This window comes from Bartonella sp. AU16XJBT (assembly GCF_028618665.1).
Lineage (GTDB): Bacteria > Pseudomonadota > Alphaproteobacteria > Rhizobiales > Rhizobiaceae > Bartonella.
Window position 1 is genome coordinate 186,807 of record NZ_JAQITF010000003.1, and the last position, 15,778, is coordinate 202,584.

The 15,778-nt window shown below is 36.7% G+C and carries 10 protein-coding genes and 2 tRNA genes; 9 read left to right on the forward strand and 3 right to left on the reverse strand.

Annotated elements, in window-relative coordinates:
* The first annotated feature begins 9 nt into the window (after positions 1-9).
* The 7 genes from rnpA to PVV66_RS03065 all read left to right on the forward strand — a co-directional run bounded on the left by rnpA (position 10) and on the right by PVV66_RS03065 (position 6,501).
* Positions 10-402, forward strand: coding sequence for a ribonuclease P protein component (rnpA, locus tag PVV66_RS03035; protein ID WP_273718866.1), 393 nt, complete (start codon positions 10-12; stop codon positions 400-402).
* Complete coding sequence (gene yidC, locus PVV66_RS03040; protein WP_273718867.1) at positions 392-2,236, forward strand: membrane protein insertase YidC; 1,845 nt, start codon at positions 392-394, stop codon at positions 2,234-2,236. Before rnpA ends, yidC begins: the two co-directional genes overlap by 11 nt.
* Positions 2,233-2,877 (forward strand): ribosome biogenesis GTP-binding protein YihA/YsxC, encoded by a 645-nt coding sequence (gene yihA / locus PVV66_RS03045; RefSeq protein ID WP_273718868.1) that lies wholly within the window; start codon positions 2,233-2,235, stop codon positions 2,875-2,877. Before yidC ends, yihA begins: the two co-directional genes overlap by 4 nt.
* 139 nt (positions 2,878-3,016) lie before the next feature.
* Entirely contained in the window at positions 3,017-3,709 is a 693-nt protein-coding gene (locus PVV66_RS03050; RefSeq protein ID WP_100129369.1) for a glutathione S-transferase family protein, read from the forward strand.
* 1,128 nt (positions 3,710-4,837) lie between these two features.
* Positions 4,838-5,644 (forward strand): 4-hydroxy-tetrahydrodipicolinate reductase, encoded by an 807-nt coding sequence (gene dapB / locus PVV66_RS03055; protein ID WP_273718869.1) that lies wholly within the window; start codon positions 4,838-4,840, stop codon positions 5,642-5,644.
* A 34-nt stretch (positions 5,645-5,678) separates the two neighbouring features.
* Entirely contained in the window at positions 5,679-6,299 is a 621-nt protein-coding gene (locus PVV66_RS03060; protein WP_273718870.1) for a 2,3-bisphosphoglycerate-dependent phosphoglycerate mutase, read from the forward strand.
* Between the two features lie 117 nt (positions 6,300-6,416).
* Positions 6,417-6,501, forward strand: a tRNA-Leu gene (locus tag PVV66_RS03065).
* 982 nt (positions 6,502-7,483) lie between these two features.
* Here PVV66_RS03065 and PVV66_RS03070 read toward each other — a convergent pair.
* Together PVV66_RS03070 and PVV66_RS03075 are read right to left on the reverse strand one after the other, a co-directional pair.
* The gene (locus tag PVV66_RS03070; protein ID WP_273718871.1) at positions 7,484-7,672 is read right to left on the reverse strand and encodes a hypothetical protein; all 189 of its coding nucleotides are present in this window, start codon (positions 7,670-7,672) and stop codon (positions 7,484-7,486) included.
* Positions 7,673-8,370: 698 nt separating this feature from the next.
* Complete coding sequence (locus PVV66_RS03075) at positions 8,371-8,961, reverse strand: hypothetical protein (protein WP_273718872.1); 591 nt, start codon at positions 8,959-8,961, stop codon at positions 8,371-8,373.
* A 1,625-nt stretch (positions 8,962-10,586) separates the two neighbouring features.
* Here PVV66_RS03075 and PVV66_RS03080 point away from each other — a divergent pair.
* Positions 10,587-11,804: an MFS transporter gene (locus PVV66_RS03080; RefSeq protein ID WP_273718873.1), complete on the forward strand. Its 1,218-nt coding sequence runs from the start codon at positions 10,587-10,589 to the stop codon at positions 11,802-11,804.
* Between the two features lie 1,613 nt (positions 11,805-13,417).
* Here the strand turns inward: PVV66_RS03080 and PVV66_RS03085 are convergent.
* Positions 13,418-13,508: transfer RNA gene (locus PVV66_RS03085), tRNA-Ser, on the reverse strand.
* Between the two features lie 314 nt (positions 13,509-13,822).
* Here PVV66_RS03085 and PVV66_RS03090 point away from each other — a divergent pair.
* Positions 13,823-15,037: a porin gene (locus PVV66_RS03090; protein WP_273718874.1), complete on the forward strand. Its 1,215-nt coding sequence runs from the start codon at positions 13,823-13,825 to the stop codon at positions 15,035-15,037.
* Positions 15,038-15,778: the final 741 nt, after the last annotated feature.

The window sequence follows — 15,778 nt, forward strand, 5'->3', positions numbered from 1 at the left end:
TGTTCTTTTATGAAGAAAAAACATCCCTGCCGCATTCGCAAAAGAGCAGACTTTTTGGCTGTCCGTACAGGAGAAAAACGACGGGGGCCTTTATTTTTACTCGAAGTAAAATCTCGTGAACAAACAACAGAAAGAAAATCTTCTCTTGTTGCGCGTGTGGGCTTCACTGTTACCCGTAAAAATGGTAATGCTGTGAAACGTAATCGTATCAAAAGACGCTTGCGTGAAGCCGTACGCGTTGGTGTAACAAACCACATGGAAGCAGGAACAGACTATGTTATTGTAGCGTATCGCGATGCGTTACATGCGCCTTTCACATCTTTGATTAGTGAATTAAATCGGCGAATAAAACCAAAAACAAAACATCAGCAACGACAACAAGGGTGTACGAATGGAATATAACCGCAATTTCTTTATCGCTATTGGCTTATCTTTCCTAGTGCTCATCGCATGGCAATTTCTTCATGTTGCTCCCAAACAAGCAAAATTACAAAAACAACAAGCCATCACACAGCAACAGCAATTGTCAAAACAACAATCAGCCCTTTCTACTGCCACAGTGAATTCTTCTGACGATACCGCAACGCATCAAGCAACATCAATCATCGAACAGCCAATGACTCCCGAAATCCGGAAAGCTGTATTAGCCAAAACAGAGCGTGTTGCGATCAAAACCAATGAACTGGAAGGCTCTATTAATCTTGTTGGTGCACAATTTGATGATCTTCGCCTTAAGAAATATCGTGTAACAGTCGATAAAAAATCACCGGAAATCGATTTGCTCAATCCTAAAGGATTCAAAACGACTTACCTTGCTGAATTTGGTTTTGCAAGTGCATCTTTGCCAGCAAAAGCCTTGCCACAATCCGATACACAATGGCAAATAGAGGGAAACAATACGACCCTAACCCCTTCAACTCCCATCACTTTGATTTATAATAATGGACAAGGACAAATCTTCCGCCGCACCCTTTCTGTTGATGATCATTACATGTTTACCATTGAGGATTCTATCAGCAATGAAAGTGATCAACCAATATATCTCTCATCCTATGCCCGCGTTGCCCGTGCAGCACCACCAGAACATACAAATGCAACCTATTTGCTTCATGAGGGGATGATCGGTATTGCAGGGGATTCGCTCAAAACTGAAAAATATAAAACCCTAGCAGAGCTTGATCCAAATCCTGCTAATGGACAAAAGAGCATGGCTTTTTCCAAAGTGACAGGAGGCTGGATTGGCATTACCGATAAATATTGGGCTGTAGCGGTTATTCCTCCGCAAGATAAAGAATATACAAGCCGTTTTATTTATTTTGATCGTTTACAAACCCATTATCAATCTGACTTGCTAGGATCGCCTTTAACGATTGCCCCTAATGAAACAAAAACCGTTACAAATCGTCTTTTCGCTGGTGCAAAACAAGTTGAAATCATTAATCACTATCAAAACGATCTAAAAATCAACAAGTTTGCTCTCTTAATTGATTGGGGTTGGTTTGATTTCATCACAAAACCCATGTTTGCCCTCATTGACATTCTTTATAAGCAAACAGGAAATTTTGGTATTGCCATCCTTCTTGTCACAGTTCTCTTAAAAACACTTCTTTTCCCTCTCGCCAATAAGTCTTATCAATCTATGGCGCGCATGAAGCTGCTACAACCGCGGTTGCTAGAGATAAAAGAAAAATATCCCGATGACAAAAACAAACAACAACAAGCAATCATAGAACTGTATAAAACCGAAAAAATTAATCCCCTTGCAGGGTGTTGGCCAATGTTGGTTCAATTTCCAATATTCTTTGCACTTTATAAAGTTCTCTATATCACCATTGAAATGCGCCATGCACCTTTCTTTGGCTGGGTTCAAGATTTAGCTGCCCCTGATCCGACGTCTCTTTTCAACTTGTTTGGTCTCTTGCCATACACGACACCAGCATTTCTTATGATTGGTGCATGGCCTTTGATTATGGGGATAACAATGTTTTTACAAATGCGTATGAATCCTGCTCCTCAAGACCAAACCCAAGCGATGATCTTCACATGGATGCCAGTCGTCTTTACTTTTATGCTTGCCTCTTTCCCTGTTGGTCTTGTCATCTATTGGGCATGGAACAATATATTGTCGATCATTCAGCAAGGTATCATGATGAAGCGCCAAGGAGCCAAAATTGAGCTTTTTGATAATTTAAAAGTCTTGTGGAGAAAATCACCCAAAAAAGAAGAGCAGAAATGACAAGAGATTCTTTCCTTTCTGGAATTTTTTCTCGCAATTGGGTTTTTATTCGTGGTGTTCCCGCAATACGCTTTCTCCCCCCTGAAGGACCACCAGAAATTGCATTTGCAGGACGTTCCAATGTTGGAAAATCATCTTTAATCAACGCACTTGTCCAGCAAAAAGGCTTAGCACGGACCTCAAATACACCAGGACGGACTCAAGAGCTTAATTATTTTGTCCCCGATGGCTTCAGTGGGCAACAAGGAGATCTTCCTCCTTTCGCATTCGTAGATATGCCGGGTTATGGTTTCGCTGCTGCTCCTAAAAATCTGGTTGATGCTTGGACAAATTTGATTTTTAGCTATTTACGGGGACGCACAACACTAAAACGTGTATATCTCTTGATTGATTCACGGCACGGAATCAAAAATAATGATGAAGATGTTCTTGCACTCCTTGATAAAGCAGCTGTTTCTTACCAAATTGTTTTGACAAAAAGCGATAAAGTCAAATCAAATGCTTTGGAAGAATTAATGATGACCACACAAACAAAACTTCTCAAACATCCAGCAGCTTATCCTGAGATCCTTGCAACTTCTTCAGAAAAATCATACGGTTTGGAAGAATTACGTGCTGCCATTTTGCAAACCATTGCATAAGAAAACGCATTCATATTATTAACAATTTATTAAGCATAATTGCTAGCCGCTGCTAATGATCTTGTACTTCTAGTCAAGCATCTTTATAAAAAAGATGACTTGAAAGAATTCTTATCAACTCTATTTAATAGTGTAAATTATGCTGACACTTTTTCACTCTCCCCTATCCACTGCGTCGCGCTTCATACGCCTCATTCTTGGGGAATATGGTGTAGCCACTCAACTGATTGAAGAATATGAATGGGCTAGAAGACACGAATTTCTCGCGCTCAATCCCGCCGGTCATGTTCCTGTTTTTCTTGATGAACACGAAGTTCCATTATCCGGTCCCTTTGTTATCTGCGAATATTTAGATGAAACCCATGGAAGTTTACGACAAGAAAATAAACTCTTTCCGGAAAATCCTTTAGACCGTGCGGAGGTACGCCGCCTCAATGACTGGTTTTTAAATAAATTTGAAAATGAAGCAACGCGCCATATTGTACGAGAACGAATCCATAAACGTGAAATGCCCCTTGCCATTGGCGGTGGAGCGCCCAATTCACAAATTTTACGCAATGCACGAGCCAATATTCCACCCCATATGAACTATCTCAATTGGCTTTGTGCCTCTCGCGATAGCTTAGTGGGTTCTACCTTGTCCTATGCTGACCTAGCAGCAGCTGCTGCTGTTTCCGTCCTTGACTTTCTAGGGGAAATTGACTGGGAACAATCCCCTGCAGCCAAAGACTGGTATATGCGGATTAAATCACGACCTTCTTTTCGTTCTCTTTTAACAGATCGTGTCCGTGGAATTGTTGCCAGCGCTCACTATGCTGATCTTGATTTCTAGCTTTCTCTTACAAACAAAAATAAGACCCCATCATCATTTCTTATTTCAAGCCCTCTTATATATGCACCTAAAAAATCTTTTTTGCCGTATCACAAAAAGATCAATATAGAGATAAAGATATTTAACAAAGGGTTTTAAAATCTCTTTTTAAAGACAAGAGCTGTAGCCCCATTGAAAGCTAAGCGAATAAAATAATCATACTTAGCGCATGTTATCCTCCATTCTTCCCGATATATGAAAAAACGCATTTCATAACATGCATAATTATTTACCCTTAATAGAAAAAAACTCTATCATGCGTTTTTAAAAAATAACAATTTTTTCAACGGGCCTTCCTAAAAGATAAAGAATCCAACCAGCGCTCGTGTATCAACAATTCAACTTTTCAAGCATTTTCCTGTTTCTGACTTCTTTTATGTGTTTTTATTCATAGATAACACATTGATTCAAAAATGATAAATTTTTAAATTGAACCATGAATTCAAATACTTTTCACGCATAATCCTCCTCACTTAAATCAATTAAAATCTTTTTCTTACTACGTCATAAACGGGATTGGTGTATGAAAAAATTGTATAAGAAAAGAATAAAATCCCTATGAATCATTTCAAATACCAAAGCAAAGGCTGCAAAGACTGACAAAGTGTATGATGGTGCCAATTTGCGCTTTTATGAAGCATAGCGCTGCAGAATAGATTTTATATGCTTCATTGGAGATTTTCTCGTTATACCATCCGCAAGAACTATCATGAAATGAGCTTAGGAGCATTGAAACATATTTCTTTAAGATGAGTGCGTGAATTGGCAACATAAGCGTATTTTGTTTGAAGGGCTCACATAAGAAACGTGACCTATTCAAGAACGGGAGAGATAAAAGCGTCACAGCAATGTGCAATCTCCATGAGGCATTACAAACAAGGCTCGCCCTATTCATCACACACTTTAACAAAAAACATCTCTCTGTAAATTTTTTAATCTTACGATCACTTACCCTCAATGATAGAACTTTACAGTATAAAAGGATAAATTAAAGTAGAAATTTTTTTCTATAAAGGAAAAAGAACGGTTGGAAAGAAGGCAAGAATTTGCCTATACTACGGGGGTGTAAAGTATTATAAGGAGATAAAAATGCGCCTTACAGTTGTTGGTGCAAATGGGAGAATGGGACGTGAACTCATTACAGCAATCCGGCAAAGGAAAGATGTAGAGCTTTGTGCTGTTCTTGTGCGCAAAGGCTCACCTTTTATAGGAAAAGATGCCAGTGTATTAATTGGCTCAGACTCTCTTGGAATTCGCATCACAGACGATCCTGAAAATGCCTTTTCAAACACAGAAGGTATTGTCGATTTTTCACAACCCCAAGCCAGTCTTTTTTATGCTCACTATGCTGCTCAAAAAAGCCTTGTCCATATTATCGGCACCACAGGCTTTAGCAAAACAGAAGAAGAAAAAATTGCAGATTTTGCGAAATATACAACAATTGTCAAATCCGGAAATATGAGCCTTGGCATAAATCTTTTAGCCAACCTTGTAAAGAAAGCGGCCAAAGCATTAGAAGCCGATGATTTTGATATCGAAATTTATGAAATGCATCACGCAAACAAAGTTGATGCCCCTTCTGGAACAGCTCTTCTTCTCGGGCAAGCAGCGGCTGAAGGTCGCAATGTTATGCTACAAGATGTTCGCATCAACGAACGTAATGGCCATACAGGGAAACGCGAAAAAGGCTCCATTGGCTTTTCTTGTTCACGGGGTGGAACGGTTATTGGCGAACACAGTGTTATTTTTGCCGGCTCCCATGAGCGAATTGTTCTTTCACACACAGCGCAAGAACGCTCCATCTTTGCCAATGGCGCATTAAAAGCAGCTTTGTGGGCCAAAAATCATAAAAATGGTCTTTATTCAATGCTTGATGTCTTGGGATTAAACGATTAATTCTAAACAACCAATAAAATAGAGGCAATTCATAATGGGACGCACACTTGTACTCATCCGTCACGGACAAAGCGAATGGAATCTCAAAAACCTTTTCACGGGTTGGAAAGACCCTGATTTAACAGAAAAAGGTCATGGGGAAGCGATAGCAGCAGGGAAAAAACTGAAAGAAACTGGTTTGAAGTTTGATATCGCTTATACATCTGCCTTACAGCGTGCCCAAAAAACGGCTCAGCACATTTTAGAGCAAATGGGACAATCAAATTTAGAAGTGATCAAAACTTCCGCCTTGAATGAACGTAATTATGGTGATCTTTCTGGTTTAAATAAAGATGAAGTGCGCCAACAATGGGGAGAAGAACAAGTGCAAATGTGGCGCCGTTCCTATACGATTGCACCGCCTAATGGAGAAAGCCTACGCGATACCGGTGCACGCATTTGGCCTTATTATCTTTACCATATCCAACCTCATATTTTGCGCTCTCAAACTGTTTTGATCGCAGCACATGGAAACTCTCTTCGTGCTCTTATGATGGCGCTTGAAGGTCTAAACGGCGAAGAAATTATATCTCAAGAATTAGCGACCGGTATTCCTATTATTTACACCTTTAATCCCGATTCAACCATTTCATCAAAGACAATCATCACACCTTAAACTTTTAACACCATGACGCTCCCCCCCCCAAATTTAATTCAATCGTTTTAAACAGAGAAAATAAATTCTATAATTTTATTGACAGAATTGCTTCACACGCTTAGATGATTTTTATAAGCCCAGATGGCGGAATTGGTAGACGCGCAGGTTTCAGGTACCTGTGCCGCAAGGCGTGGAGGTTCGAGTCCTCTTCCGGGCACCATTCAGCTTTATATCAACAGTAACTTCTTTGTTTTACACACGTTTTTTCATATGAGGGCTATGCAAATAAACATAAGGAGATATGATTTTCCAACATGCCGCTCAATTATTGTGAATCAGCACTTCTTTTCAAAATGTTTTTTGCCATCCTTAATGCCCAAAGGGGCTCCACTTTTAAAAAGTCAAAATTTTAAAAAATCTCTCTCATGACAATCATTCAGCCCCCCAATAGGCATTCAGCCTCAAAATAAAATGAACTTTGAATGTTGAAAAAACTATCCCTCAAATCATAAGGAAAAATTTAACTTCCTTACAAAACCTATTAAATCAAGACAAAAGCCTCTCGATCATAAAGTCTAATGATCATTATCTCGCTCCTCCCAACAAAGAGACAATCCTTCAATGTGCTCATGTATTAGAGTTTATAATCAATATCATGATTTATGAGAGAAAAATTTTTTTACGCTCTGTTATTTATCATTCAAAAAAATACCCCAACGCATTAAATCTCAAATCCAATCAAATTGGAAAATCAGCACAAAATGCTGCACCATAAAAGTTAAAAGAAAATGGATTATATGAGACAATAACGAACAAGAAAATTTCTCTTCCCTGAAATCACTTTTCAAAAAATATTCAATGAGAAAGCAGAAGAGAATAGAGCGGAAATACATTTAAAAAATATATACACATACATGTTTACGCGTAAAAAATGTTCTTTAGTAGCAAACTCAAAATAATTTATTCCTAATGATATGAGGAGAGTTTATTTTTTACACCACCATGAATCAAAAAAAACGCAAAAATATAGAGTACACTCTCATCCGTCATAAAAAATTTTTAATCACACATCTAAGTTCTGTTTTTTGAACCTTCTTTTTTTGTTTTATCTAAAACATGAAACAATCTATTTAATCATCAGTATGACACATCTCCATGTTTTAAAACGAGTACCATAAAAAATTCAAAGCATTATGCCGCTTTTATTGTTCTTTCTCCAATAACCCCTCGATTGCCGCATCTCGTTCTTTAATTACTTTTTCTAATTCTGCAACGACCTTTTTATACAATTTCGAACGCTTCGTATAAGAATAACCAAGCATAATGATTGCTATATGAAAAAGACAACTAATAATTGTACTTATGAAAACAAACAATATCATAAGAGTCATTATTTTGCTCTCCATTTTTGTGCTGCAAAAGCTTTATCTCGCTGCTGAAAAGTGTCTTCTAATTGCTGAAGTGCTTTTTTCAATTTCTTCGTCAATCGTATGTGTAAAATTAAAATAATCGGAATAGCTATACAACAAAAGATCAACATAAATAGGCTCAAGATACAGATAAAAGTAAGAATATCAAACTCTCTGACCCCATCCAATACTTGGATAAGGGACTCATCCAATATTTGGGTAATAACCTCATCTAACGTTTGGATAACAGAGTCCACTGCCAAACTGATAATAAATATGCAGAAGATTATCTTATAGTCCTTCGATGAAAGCACCATAGCTTCTTTAAACGCTAAAACTTTAGATTCTTTGTCAGATGCTGAAGAAACTTCCGAAATCTTATTATCTTGTTTTTAAAGTGTCTCATGCAATGGTTGTGTTTCTTGTATTGTCATACTGGTCTCATTTTATTCTTCATTTTCAAAGCGTATTTCTCGCGCGTTTTCATCTCTTTTCCATCTCTCTCTTTCCGCTCTTTCACAGTTCCTGTTACACAAAAAACAAAGAGTCCCTATAATAACCGTAACGGATATAATGAGTACGATTGCAAATCCCACCGTTCGCTCCTTTTTCAATGAAATCGTTATTCATTATCTCATGCATTTCTCCCCGTTTGCATCAATGAACAACTTTCTGTTTCTTTATCGCGATATTTTCTTCAGATTTTGAAGCCTGTTATTTAAACGATCAACTTCGTGATTGAGCCTTTCAAGTTCTTTATTGAGTCCATCAACATGTCCCTGATGTTTAGAAATTACTTCTAAAATATGTAATGACTGAGACTGATCTTTAAGCTTATTGGCTTTGTCTAACTCTCGAAAGGCTTCTGTTCTTTTCTTAACATGTTCAAATAGCGTAAAAAATGTCCCGATCCGCTCAAAAACTGCAGCGTTTCGCTTTTGAGTTATCTCATATTTAGAATTAAGTTGTTTGTTGTTTGGCATATTTTTCATCAATGACAAATAGAGTTCCTGCTGTTCAAAAGCTATTCTCTCCAAATCCTCTACCGCTACCCCTAATAACTTCATTGTATCGTTCCATCCCCGTTCGGCATTAGCTTTTTCAAACTCGACTGAATCCAACATCTGAACAGCATCATCCCGTTCCTTAACCACTTTAGAGCAGAATAATTTCTCCACACCCGTATAGCCATATGAGGCAGACACAAGATAGGCGTGCAAAAATATGATAAGCAATAAGCCTTCTCTCAACAGAATTTTTTTTGTAAACATTTTTCTATTTTCTCGTACAAAATACCTTAAAATAAATACCTAAATTCTCATCAAAAGATTCGTCTTGAAATTTATTCAATCCATTTAGGATAATCTACGATAAAAATAAAAAGGGATAGATTATACACTAATGAAACATTCTACAGACAGAATAAAGCTATAAAAATTAATTTATTCAATGTATTAGTTGTAAACTTTTCTGTTTAGCTTTACATCTTTATGGGAGAAAATTAATGACTTTATACGTGAATTAAAAAGAATTTAATATACTATTGAAAGACAATCAAAAATAATATTTTGATTAATAAGTATGCTCCTCCTCATGAAATGAGGCATACACAAAAACGGATAAAAACAATCAATGATATTGAATGATATAAAAGTTACTTTTAATAGAAATTTGTTTTTTATCAGCAGCCGCAAAAATTGTGTTTTTTACAAAAATTTAAATTTATTGATTTTTTAGAGTCTATTTTATGTTATCTTCCTTAAAAATATCATAGAATATTAAACTGATAGGATGCATTTTTCTCAAGCGGCGTTTTTAGAGAAAAATTGATTTAATCAGCGGGGACAAATAATGAGCAAGGTTATAATTTAAGAGACAGTATATATTATTATTCGTAAAAAAAATGCCGTTTTGGAGCAGCTAAAAAATGTTTATGATCAATGAGATAAATTAGAGACATAGATTGAGGAAATTTGATCTTTCTACAGCGCAGGGGATCACAAAAAAGATAATAGATAAAGTTTAAAATTCACCATTAGATGAAAACTTTAATCGCACATCTGATTTTTTTGTTTTGAACTATTTTCTTGTCCTGTCTGTAATATCTAAAGAATATCTTCAATAAGCACTCTTTTAGGGCGCTATGATCGAAGGAATACTTATCGAACTTCCATTCAAAATATGTTTTGCAAAAGGAAATCGTCATTTCAGGATAGAGTGAGATTTATGTATTGAGTGACGATGCATCATGCCCCCTCCTCTTATATCAGAAATTTAATTCTTAATCGTAATGATGTGATCAAAATAACGAACCTTGCAAGATAATTTTTAATAAATAAAGTAAAGATGAGGTCTCAAAACAACTTTTTAGACGTAAATTGATACAGAGAAGCCGACAGAGAGAAATGGGGGGATTACAAATGTTGATGATTATAAAAAAAGAGAGCAAAAAATTACCCAAAACCGATTTATGGATCATTTCTGCTCTTTCACCGGATCAGCAAAGAGAATGGATCAGTGAATGGTGTGTAAAAAATAAACAGACCTCTATAAATTCTGATTGTGTCAATGATCTTACCATCCTGGATTTATTTTACAGATCTAGACAAAATGGTTGCTATGGAAGCAACAAACCCACAAGCCATTTCTCTCAAAAAATGATGATCTCATTTATGAGGCTTATGTTGATCTTCATAACCACTTTAAAGTCGCATCATTCCCTCTCATTAATACGCTTTGAGTCCCCATATGGACCAAGGTGCCTTTTAAATTTTGGAGTGGTTATAAAAAACAACTTTCCACGGATCTCTGAATGGGGATATGAAACCGCTACCTTTTCACAGAAAAATGTTCTCTTCAGTGCAAATTCTCATTGTACAGTCTATGGAACAACACAATGAACAGACCACGCACCCTTGCTTTTACCTATGGCGCTTATAATGCAGTACGCATGCTCATTGGTGTCTACAATGCGATTTTTTTAATGTCTATGGGGGTTAGTCTCGCGCAATTAGCGCTACTTCAGGTTGTCTTTTCCACAACTATTCTGCTGCTTGATTTTCCTTGCGCTGTTTTAGCGGACAGATATCGGCGTAAATATTCCGTTATAGCTGGCGTCTTTATGACGGGAGTGTTTTATCTTCTCTGCCTTAAAGCCCCCAATATGACAGCACTTATTATTGCAGAAATTCTTTATGCAGCAGGCATTTGCATCATTGTCAGCGCCATTGATGGATGGATTTACCATTCTCTTGGCGATAAACACGATCACTTTTCGCATTATGCGCATCTTTATCACCAAGTTAATTCTTTCGGAAGTATTCTCAGTGGAATTGTAGGCATTGGAACGATTTATTACTCTGGGCAATATTTTATGGGATATATCATTTCATGCCTCATGATGGGATTTATTTTCTTGGTCTTCCTTATTGTTCCGGAAGAAAAGAAATCGGTGATTGAAACACACAAAACAAAGACAATCTTGCAAAATGCTAAGGAAACACTCTGGATCTTTCAAAACACTGTAGGCGGAGCATGGTTTATTTTCCTCATGTGTCTTTTTAGCGCGGGTATTCAGATTATTTATCATTTCTGGCAACCGATCATACTTTCAGGTGGAAAAATCGATCACCTCAACGGTTCACAAATGTTCGTTTTGATGTGCTGTCATATTGGAGCTTTTTCAGCGCAATATTTTTCAAATTTACTGATGTCGAAATATCATGTTCTTGATAAAAAATATAAGAATTCTATAAAGTACTTCTCTTTCTTTTCTGCGCTGATGTGCATAGCGCTCTATTTTTTAGTCCATAACAATCAAACGGCTGCCTCCGTCATTGCCTTCTCTTTAATCCATGGATTTATTTGCACTGTACCCATAGGGGCAAAAAGCTTATTTTTCTCAGAACTAAACCAAACACAAACACAACATATTTCCGGTGTTGTCGGTGCTGTATCTTTTAGCGGAAGAATATTTTCAATTACCGTATTAAGTATTATTTCTTTTCTTCCTGCAAAAGTTCCACCCTCTTATTACCTCATCTTACCAACCCTTACTTTTTTCATGTGTGGTTTGGTCATCATGAGATGGATGAAACACTCTCAAAAATCTTGATAAGAGAAAAACGATAAAATTATCACATGCAAATCTTTTTTCTCAAAGATTTTGTCCTAAAAGAGATCTGGGCTTCTTTAGACTCTTGAAACATCTCGCTTTCAACAGACAACGTATCCATAAAGCAATAATTTATAATAATAACTCACAAAACCCGAATATCGTCAGATTTTTTAAAATCTGTTTCATTTTGAATCGATCAAAATCATTTGCTTGCACGCCATAAGTGGAAAGAGCCATATGAGTAAAACCGCTTTAGAAAGGAAAGAAGCCTCTTATGAACGTTCATAGTCAAGGGCTATTACAACATAGAAACAAGTATATAATATGCCGCCTTTAATATGCCGCCTTGCTTTTTCATAAGCATAAAAATGATGTGCTCTGTAAGCTTTATATTATTCACAGGAGCTTTTGCATTTTATACCATTCACGAACACCATTGCAAAATAAGCTTGGGAGTGTTGAAAGATATTTCTTTAAAACCAGCGCATAAATTGGCAACACGCGTATATTCTGTTTAGAACATTCTTTTTTACATTAAGGACGTAATCCCAAACGGGATAGACAAAAGTATGAGCCCCATAATCTCCATTATTTAACAGACTCAACTGCTAAAGATTTGTGAAAGCTGTAAAGCTGAATTCATAAGGTGATGAGTGATGATAAAATGGGAACTGATTTCTATCTTTTTCGCTTTGATATTTTTTTTAAATGAAATAATCCTCCCATTTTTAGAAATCATTCTCTAACAAGTTACAATATTTTCTCCCCTATTTGACTTACAAAAGCCGATACAATGGTTAAAGCAGTAAACCGTCTTAAATATTTAGCTTACATATACTGCTGTGTTAGAAGTCGATATTGATTGACACGCCATAGAAAAAGCAAAAGCTTAGCAAACAACGTCATAAAACAACAAATATGCCTTCAATAGATTGGGAAAATATAGGGATATAAAACACTTTGTGAAACAACATCCCTAACACATCTAACTTTACGCCTACTTATTCTTATAAGTGTTCGTGCAGCTTCCTATATTCATAAAAATCCGTAAACAATCCTTCGTTTAAAAATATGAAACATCAATGCAACAACAAAGCTTCGCCTTCCTTTATCAACAAAAGCATTCAAAATTTTGAAATAAGCCCTTTGACTTTCTTGCAACATTTTTTTCACAACCGGACAAACGCCCATTAATATAAATTGGCATAGCGATTTTCATAAAACCGATTGCGTTTGAAACACCCCCTATTGGTTTTGCTTTAATTTCCAACATTACAAAGAAGTTTCTGTCACTTGTTTCATAAAATATGGAAGGCAACAGGTATAAAAAAATCAACACAAAGATTAAGAAACAAGGATTAAGAAAATGAGCATCAATACGCGCTGCTAATGTAAGCGCTAAGATTTTGCGTATAAAAGCACTGTTTGGCTGAACTGAAGATAAAATAGCATCATTTTACACCAAAACAGCGGATAGAAAGCATCTAGCAATAAAAGCTAACCAAAAAACGATAAAAAATTGAGAGAAGATAGATAGAAAAACAAGTTAAAAGAATCAAAGGACTTAAAATTCCCGAACTTTTATATAATACACTAATTTTATTGAATAATGGCGGAGAGGAAGAGATTCGAACTCTCGAGAGCCTTTTGAGCCCTACTCCCTTAGCAGGGGAGCGCCTTCGACCACTCGGCCACCTCTCCAAGGAATTGCATAAAGGGTATCAATAGAAAGTTCAAGACATTTTCGATTTTTTTCCCAAATATCTGAAATTTTTTTCCTTTATTGACTCCATAGGAACCAAAAGTTAATAAAACAAAAACCGTGTCTTTTTTACCACATCTTCTCGAATAGTACATGGATACATTACAAAAAGTTCATTTCATATTTGAAACTCTAAAAAGATTAGTATAGCTAGAATGATAAGTACCGCGTATTTTACTTATGTCTTTGTCTTTGACGCATTAGGCAAGTGATATTTCTTAGAAGAAGATTAAACGGACCTCGGAGATCCCATATGAATATTAAATCCCTCTTTTTAAGCTCTACAGCAGCTTTTTTAGCAATTTCTGGAGCACATGCTGCTTCAACAGTTGTTGCTGAACCTGAGCCTGTAGAATATATTCGCGTTTGTGATGCCTACGGAAAAGGATATTTCTATATCCCTGGAACAGAAACCTGCATGCGTTTGTCAGGAAATGTCCGTGCTGATTTTATCGGCGGTGATAATATCGATGCAACCACCGAAACTGAACTAAAAAATAAAAGAAAGACCTATGGCTCGTCATCACGGCTTACCCTTGTTTTTCAAGCCGCTTCTGAAACAGAAATGGGAACCCTTCGCTCATATGCAAGAATTTATTCAAACTGGAGTAATGGTAAAGATAACGCTGGTGCAAGACTTGCAGCCGCGTACATTGAATTGGGTGGTTTTCGTGTAGGTCTTGACGATACCATTTTCAACAGCTGGACTGGTGGTTATGGAAATGTTCTCAATGATGACAGCATAGCGCCTGCCGGCACAACTCGCACCAATTTTATTTCCTACACCTTTAATGGTGATGCCGGTTTTTCCGCTATTATCGGCGTTGAAGTCGGCAATAATACAGATCCTCTTCCTGGCGTAGCAGAGGAAAGAGACTTGCAAGGAGACTATATTGAAAAAGATGGAAAACTTATTCCTATCACGAAAGATACTCGTCCAAGTAAAGCAATTAAGAATTACACCCCCAATGTGGTTTTGGGTATAAAGTTTATGCAAAAATGGGGTGGTTTTTCAGCCGTTGCTGCCTATGATGCTTACTACAAAAAGTGGGCTGGAAAAGTACGTGCAGATTTCAATGTTAACGATCGTTTCAACCTATGGGTAATGGCTGGCTATAAAAATGGTTCTGATTACTACACAGTAAACGCAGATGATGAGTTATCACGAAAAAGCACAACGATCTACGCAAACTGGGGCGGTAAATGGGCTGCTTGGGCGGGTGCTACTTACAAACTCACGCCAAAGGCAGATTTAAATGCTCAAATTTCTTATAGTGCTGTAAAAACCTTTGCAACGTCTGTCAATATTGCATACACGCTGGTTCCAGGACTTGTGATTACCCCTGAGTTGACCTATGTTTCTTGGAACGATGACCGCCTTATAAAGGATACAAATGATAATGAAAAACATTTCTTTAATGGAAAAAGTGCTTTCCAAGGTATGATCCGTTTACAGCGTTCATTCTAATTTTATTCAGCTACAGCTTTGAAAAACTGGCAACATACGTTGCCAGTTTTTATTTTTGAAACCAAATATCATGAGCAGCCTTTTCTGATACGTATTTTCTTATCTTTCTGACAAAAACGACTTAGTTTCACAAAAATATTCTCAAGAAAAGTTAACCTTATGAGCTTGATAAAACAACTTCGCACGGCGTTACCCATCAATTCAAACAATCTCTTCCCTGCTCTTTAAAGCGTGCCCTCTTGCTTTATTACCCTATTGATCTCTCTTTTTGTAATTTAACACCTAACCTTTGTAATTTAAGGCATAATCTCTCAGATAAGTCCTCCTCTGAATATTCAGTTTAACCGCACTGAACAAGGGACATCATCCCCCTCAAAGAATGAAGATCCCTAACCGCATTAGTTTGTAAACAATCCGATTGCTTTAGGAAGACCACTTAGCTGATTACTTATGATTCACTTGCACAAAGCTCTACAGACAAATCCCCCCCCTGAATATTTGGCATTCTATTTTTAAAATGCTTAAATTAAATGTTGTACTCTTTATGTCCATGTATCACCATCTTCAATGACAGTGTTTTACAGCATCATAGAATAAGACATTGAAACAAAATAGAATATTGATTCATAACGACAATTCATCATTATTCAACTTGATTGAGACCCTTTAATACCGTAAGATTTTCTCATTTCACTTTTCTCTCTGTTGAATCAATCAAAACCACTTGCTTGCACATCACAA

Excerpts from the sequence above, each read along its gene's own strand:
- yidC (WP_273718867.1), top strand. The coding sequence starts at position 392 with ATGGAATATAACCGCAATTTCTTTATCGCTATTGGCTTATCTTTCCTA.
- dapB (WP_273718869.1), top strand. The coding sequence starts at position 4,838 with ATGCGCCTTACAGTTGTTGGTGCAAATGGGAGAATGGGACGTGAACTC.
- rnpA (WP_273718866.1), top strand. The coding sequence starts at position 10 with ATGAAGAAAAAACATCCCTGCCGCATTCGCAAAAGAGCAGACTTTTTG.
- PVV66_RS03075 (WP_273718872.1), bottom strand. The coding sequence starts at position 8,961 with ATGTTTACAAAAAAAATTCTGTTGAGAGAAGGCTTATTGCTTATCATA.
- yihA (WP_273718868.1), top strand. The coding sequence starts at position 2,233 with ATGACAAGAGATTCTTTCCTTTCTGGAATTTTTTCTCGCAATTGGGTT.
- PVV66_RS03050 (WP_100129369.1), top strand. The coding sequence starts at position 3,017 with ATGCTGACACTTTTTCACTCTCCCCTATCCACTGCGTCGCGCTTCATA.
- PVV66_RS03060 (WP_273718870.1), top strand. The coding sequence starts at position 5,679 with ATGGGACGCACACTTGTACTCATCCGTCACGGACAAAGCGAATGGAAT.
- PVV66_RS03090 (WP_273718874.1), top strand. The coding sequence starts at position 13,823 with ATGAATATTAAATCCCTCTTTTTAAGCTCTACAGCAGCTTTTTTAGCA.
- PVV66_RS03080 (WP_273718873.1), top strand. The coding sequence starts at position 10,587 with ATGAACAGACCACGCACCCTTGCTTTTACCTATGGCGCTTATAATGCA.
- PVV66_RS03070 (WP_273718871.1), bottom strand. The coding sequence starts at position 7,672 with ATGACTCTTATGATATTGTTTGTTTTCATAAGTACAATTATTAGTTGT.